General features: G+C 64.0%; 8 protein-coding genes. 6 read left to right on the top strand and 2 right to left on the bottom strand.

The features are described 5' to 3' along the window. Window positions 1–932, top strand: a 932-nt coding sequence (locus tag K728_RS0116120) for an alkaline phosphatase family protein (RefSeq protein WP_024477341.1), incomplete at its 5' end; no start/stop codon positions are given. Continuing rightward, window positions 925–1,638: a thymidine kinase gene (locus K728_RS0116115; protein WP_019481100.1), complete on the top strand. Its 714-nt coding sequence runs from the start codon at window positions 925–927 to the stop codon at window positions 1,636–1,638. The genes K728_RS0116120 and K728_RS0116115, both read left to right, overlap by 8 nt. A 399-nt stretch (window positions 1,639–2,037) precedes the next feature. Here K728_RS0116115 and sepH read toward each other — a convergent pair whose 3' ends face one another. Further along, window positions 2,038–2,982 (bottom strand): septation protein SepH, encoded by a 945-nt coding sequence (gene sepH / locus K728_RS19750; protein ID WP_337587509.1) that lies wholly within the window; start codon window positions 2,980–2,982, stop codon window positions 2,038–2,040. Window positions 2,983–3,042: 60 nt separating this feature from the next. Here sepH and K728_RS21365 point away from each other — a divergent pair, with 60 nt between their 5' ends. Both K728_RS21365 and K728_RS0116105 read left to right on the top strand, forming a co-directional pair. After that, the gene (locus tag K728_RS21365) at window positions 3,043–3,183 is read left to right on the top strand and encodes a hypothetical protein (protein ID WP_162148071.1); all 141 of its coding nucleotides are present in this window, start codon (window positions 3,043–3,045) and stop codon (window positions 3,181–3,183) included. A gap of 37 nt (window positions 3,184–3,220) precedes the next feature. Then, window positions 3,221–3,529, top strand: a complete 309-nt coding sequence (locus K728_RS0116105; protein ID WP_024477340.1) for a DUF4193 domain-containing protein — start codon at window positions 3,221–3,223, stop codon at window positions 3,527–3,529. Between the two features lie 23 nt (window positions 3,530–3,552). Here K728_RS0116105 and K728_RS0116100 read toward each other — a convergent pair whose 3' ends face one another. Continuing rightward, window positions 3,553–4,017 carry a DUF3093 domain-containing protein gene (locus K728_RS0116100; RefSeq protein WP_019481097.1) on the bottom strand — a complete coding sequence of 155 codons (465 nt, stop codon included), beginning with the start codon at window positions 4,015–4,017 and terminating at the stop codon, window positions 3,553–3,555. A gap of 128 nt (window positions 4,018–4,145) precedes the next feature. On the opposite strand from K728_RS0116100, the gene dut reads away from it, so the two are divergent. Next, window positions 4,146–4,640, top strand: coding sequence for a dUTP diphosphatase (gene dut / locus K728_RS0116095; RefSeq protein ID WP_024477339.1), 495 nt, complete (start codon window positions 4,146–4,148; stop codon window positions 4,638–4,640). A gap of 68 nt (window positions 4,641–4,708) precedes the next feature. After that, window positions 4,709–4,897, top strand: a 189-nt coding sequence (locus K728_RS19745; protein ID WP_035748418.1) for a hypothetical protein, incomplete at its 3' end; no start/stop codon positions are given.

Genomic DNA, 4,897 nt, shown 5'->3' with positions numbered 1-4,897 from the left:
CGGCTTTCCCCTCAACAACAGCCGCATCCCTCGGGAGCCTGGGCACCGGCCTGCCGCCGGGCAAGCACGGGCTGGTTGGCTACGATGTACTGGACCCGGAGCAGGGGAAAGTCGTCAACATGTTGGGCGGGTGGGACCCGGGAGTCGATCCGCTGCAGTGGCAACCGTATCCCTCAGTCTTTGAACAGGCGGCCGGGCAGCTCCCGGTGGTCAGCGTGTCCCTCCCCAAATTCGCCGACTCTGCAATGACCAGGGCGGCGTTGCGGGGCGGCAGTTATGTGGCGGCGGGAACACTCCAGGCCCGGGTGCGCGGCGCCCATGAGCAACTCTCTGCCTCCGACCGGGCGCTGGTCTACCTGTATCTCAACGAGATGGATAAGGCCGGCCACCGCTACGGCTGCGGCTCGGCCGAATGGGGCAACCAGTTGGAGGATGTTGACTCAGCGATCAGGACCCTCGCGGCACGCGTACCGTCCGATACGCTGTTGCTGCTCACCGCCGATCACGGGATGGTCGACGTCGACGTCGACCACCGCCACGATTTCTCCACCCAACCGCAACTCATCGACGGGGTGGCCCACACCGCTGGCGAGCCGCGGATGCTCCACTTGTACTTTGAACCGGACCTGTCCCCCCGAGGGCAGGAACGACTCCTGGCGGCGTGGCGGGACGCCTACGGCCGGCTCGCATGGATCTTCACCCGCGACCAGGCCGTTGACGCGGGCCTGTTTGGCGAGGTCGATCAGCGAGTGCTGCCCCGCATCGGAGACCTCATGATCGCGGCGCGGGAGCCCATCGCGTTATACGATCGCCGTCGGACCTCCGCGTCGGCCATGGAAGTGGTCGGCCAGCATGGCTCGCTCACCCGGGCCGAGCGGGAAGTCCCACTCCTGACCCTGAACCGCCCGGGAGGGAAGGGCACCCGTGGCTGAGCTGATCTTTTTCTCCGGCACCATGGACTGCGGGAAGTCCACCCTGGCGCTGCAGATGGACCACAACCACCGCGCCCGCGGCCGGGCCGGTCTGCTCTTCAGCTCCCATGACCGGGCGGGGGAGGCAATGATTTCCAGCCGGCTCGGGTTACAGACCCCAGCGGTGGAAGTCACCGACACCACCGACTTCTGGGCCGAAATTGTCAGGCGCCGGACGTCAGCTGAACGGGTGGACTACCTCATCTGCGACGAGGCCCAGTTTTATCTGGGCGAGCAGATCGATCAGCTGGCCCGTATCGTCGACGAGATGGACGTGGACGTGTTCGCGTTCGGTATCACCTCCGATTTCCGCACCAGGCTCTTTCCCGGTTCGCAGCGGCTCATCGAACTCGCCGACCGGATCCAGGTCCTTCAGGTGGAGGCGCTTTGCTGGTGCGGGCGCCGGGCAACCCATAACGCGAGGACCGTCGACGGCGTCATGGTAGTTGAGGGCGACCAGATGGTGGTCGGCGACGTTGAGCTGGCCTCGGAGCCGCGGGATCCGCTCCAGCCGGAACTACCGCTCACCGGCGGCTCGGTTGCCGAGTCCCCGCACGCACCAGTGACAGGCTATGAAACACTCTGCCGGCGCCATCACACGCGGAGGGTCACCCTGAGGACCGCTACGGCGATGAAAAGCAACGAGATGTTGCTGCCGTTCGCCTAAGAGCAAGCGGCAACCAGGAAATCCCCGGCGACCTACTCGTTCACTGCGACTAGTCGCTTTTGGTGCCGAAGACGATTTCGTCCCAGCTGGGGACGCTGGAACGCTTCGGCCGGATCTTGCGATCCGATGCTTCCTCAACCGGTTTCGCTGATCGATCGGACGCTGATCGATCGGATGCTGATCGATCGGACGCTGAGGCGTGCTCGGGAGCGGGACCGCGATCCTCGCGTGGTTCGGTGGCTTCCGGCCCGGGCTGTGCTGGCCGATTCGGGCGGGCAAAAATGCTGATTTCCCGGGTTTCGGTGCTGACCGATTCGAAGAGTCTTGGTGTGCCGTCGCTGTAGGTCGCTTTGCCCTCAATGCCGGACTCGACGTCGTCGGCAACTGACGGGGCCAGACTCAGGCCAGCGAACTTGCGTGGCTCGACGTCGTCGTCATCAGTTGAGGCGGGGGTTTCCGTCCCATCGTCCTCCGTGGGGCGGGGATGGGCTGCCGGAATCGCCCCCTTGGCCAGCAGATGAGCCAGGGCGTCATCGCCGTCCTCGTCCACGCCGAGACGCTGGCCACGGCNCGGGACCGGAGGACGTCGAGCAGGTTGTCTGAGGCTTCTTCCTCTTCGGGTGCAGCCTCAGGGGTTTTCTGCGCTTCAAAGTCGAAGACATGATCAGCAACGGCGCTGAGCCGCCGTGTGGGCAGGGGGCCGTCGAGCGGTTCCAGTTCGCTGAGCAACTGGGCCCACCGGTTGGTGTTCAGGACGGTTTTCCGGCTGGGGTTGAACGTCCACTGAGCGGGAGGTTCCTCCCCGACGGTGACCCTGGTGTCTGGTGCCAGATCAAAACGTGCCACCACGTTCCAGAGTCCATCCTGGCGTCGCCAGGCGTCCCACTCAACAGCGTTGGCATCGACCCCATACGCCTGCAACCGGTATGCGACCATGTCGCCGAGTTGGGCGGGGTTTTCCCCGAAGGCTGACCGGTAGCCGTCGTTCGAAGGCACGGCAGAGGAAACCTCCACCCGCTGGGCCAGAATGGCCATATAATCGCGTTCGGCTCGCACTGGCCCTTCATATCGGAGCACCTGCGCAAGGTCCTGGCCGGACTCGTCGACGATATCCTGGGCAGTGGCACCGCTGCGGATGCGGGACTGGATATCGCGGGGTGAGAGCGGAACAATTGGTTTGCCTGCGGGGGGAGGTGGAGTGCTGATCTTGTGCTGTTCCATTGGGCGGGTGACCGCCATGCGCAGCGCTTCGTTGATCGGCAGGCTGAAGTTGGAGCCGTCCTCACCGTTCAAGTGCAGGTGTCCGCCGTCCTCGTGAACACCCACCAGCCGTAGTTCCTGCATGAAAATCCTCCGAGCCGACAATGCTTCCTTACCCTGAAACTCTGCCACCTGAAGGCCGACATGCCTACTACACCCGTGGTGTGGCGCGGAAGTTTCGACGCCGATTGGGATCAGAGTGGGTTGTTCAGCGACAATCTTTGGCGTACGGGCACAAAATACCGGCTGTCAGCGTTGGACTCGACGTTGGACAGTCCCGACTAACCAATCTCACAGCACACCGGAGAGTGAACCCCCAATTATGGCGACCGATTACGACACGCCGCGTACCACCCCCGAAGACGCCGGGGACGCCGGGGACGCCTCAATTGAAGAGTTGAAGGCCCACCGCGCTGGCCACCAGTCACCTGTGGTTGACGAAGACGAGATCGAGGCAGCGGATTCCTTCGAACTCCCGGGAGCTGACCTTTCCAGCGAAGAGATCCAGGTGCTGATTCTTCCCGCGCAGGCCGACGAATTCACCTGTGCGTCATGCTTCCTCGTCCGGCACCGTTCCCAGATCGCCAAACACGTAGACGGGCTTGCCTACTGCAGCGACTGCGAAGGCTGATCGGCCCGGCGAGGGAGGAAGCCTCAGCCGGCGAGGGCTGCCACCAGGCGGTCCGGTCGCCGGGTGGACGTCAGCCAGTAGGGAGTGGGGTCATCCGGGTCGGTGATCTCCACCCGGACAACCGGTGAGATCCAGCCGCGAATACACAGGTAGGCAATCCCATTGAGCTGCGGCCCTCGCTGCGCGGTGGCGTCTTCACCGGTGTAGGCGGCAGCGCCGCCCAGGAAGCGGCGCTCGATCGTGGCCCGCCCCACCGTCAAATGTGTTGTGGTCACCACGATCCGGGGGGTTGACAGGACCAACAGGGTGCCGAGGACCACTGCAACCACAGTCGCAGCAATAAACCCGGTGGTGAGATTGATCGGAGCAAACGTGACCACTGACGCACCTGCCGCTCCCGCCGCGACCAGCCAGATCCAGAGGGCGGGCCACAGCCGCTCCTCATAGAGGACAGTGCTGACTGATGATCCTGGCGCGGGTGTTGACATACCCCTACCTTCCCAGATTTTCCTGGGTAGTTCATCCTCGCCCGTTGGCCTGCCGGTACCCGGTGATCGTTCAGGTTTTCGCGCTAGAGTGAAGGCCTAACCCCGATCACTTTCAAGGCAGCTGGAGTATGAACGTGCTGGACCCACAGCGGAGACTTCCCGTGCAAATCAAACTGCTCGACGCCGGGATGGCCCCACCCGAATATGCGCAGCCGGGTGACGCCGGCGCTGATCTACGGAGCCGCATCGACTTCCGGTTGGCGCCGGGTGAGCGTTTGCTGGTGCCTACCGGTCTGGCCATCGCGCTACCGGACGGGTACGTTGGGCTGGTCCATCCCCGGTCAGGTTTGGCCACGAAGCACGGGGTGACGGTGGTGAACGCACCTGGCACCATTGACGCTGGTTACCGGGGCGAGATTGCTGTCACCCTGCTGAACACTGACAAAACCGAATCGCTGGCGTTTCAACGAGGGGACCGGATTGCCCAACTCCTCATCCAGCAGGTCGAGCACGCCGAATTTACCGTGGTTGAAGAACTCCCCGGATCAGTGCGCGGCAGCGGGGGCTTCGGCTCCACCGGAGGCTACAGCGTTGATGCTGCTGCCGCTCCGACTCACGCATAACCTCAAGGATATCCAGACCAGGAACCCCCTCCCGGAGGATCCACACACCCAAGGAAAGGAACCCAATCATGGTTTTTGGGCGCCTGAAGAAGAAGCAACAGAATCTCCCGGCTGAAGACACGACACCCGCTGACGCGCCGGTCGAGTTAACCGAAACTGCCGAGGCCGCTGAGCCAACGGGCCCCGCAGCCACCACGGACACGGCCGAGCCGACGGACGCCGAGCCAACGGGCCCCGCAGCCACCACGGACACGGCC

Origin of the sequence: Arthrobacter sp. CAL618, assembly GCF_000468215.1 — a bacterium.
Lineage (GTDB): Bacteria > Actinomycetota > Actinomycetes > Actinomycetales > Micrococcaceae > Arthrobacter_D.
The sequence above is the reverse complement of the archived record's forward strand: the minus strand, read 5'-3'. Positions and strand labels throughout refer to the sequence as shown.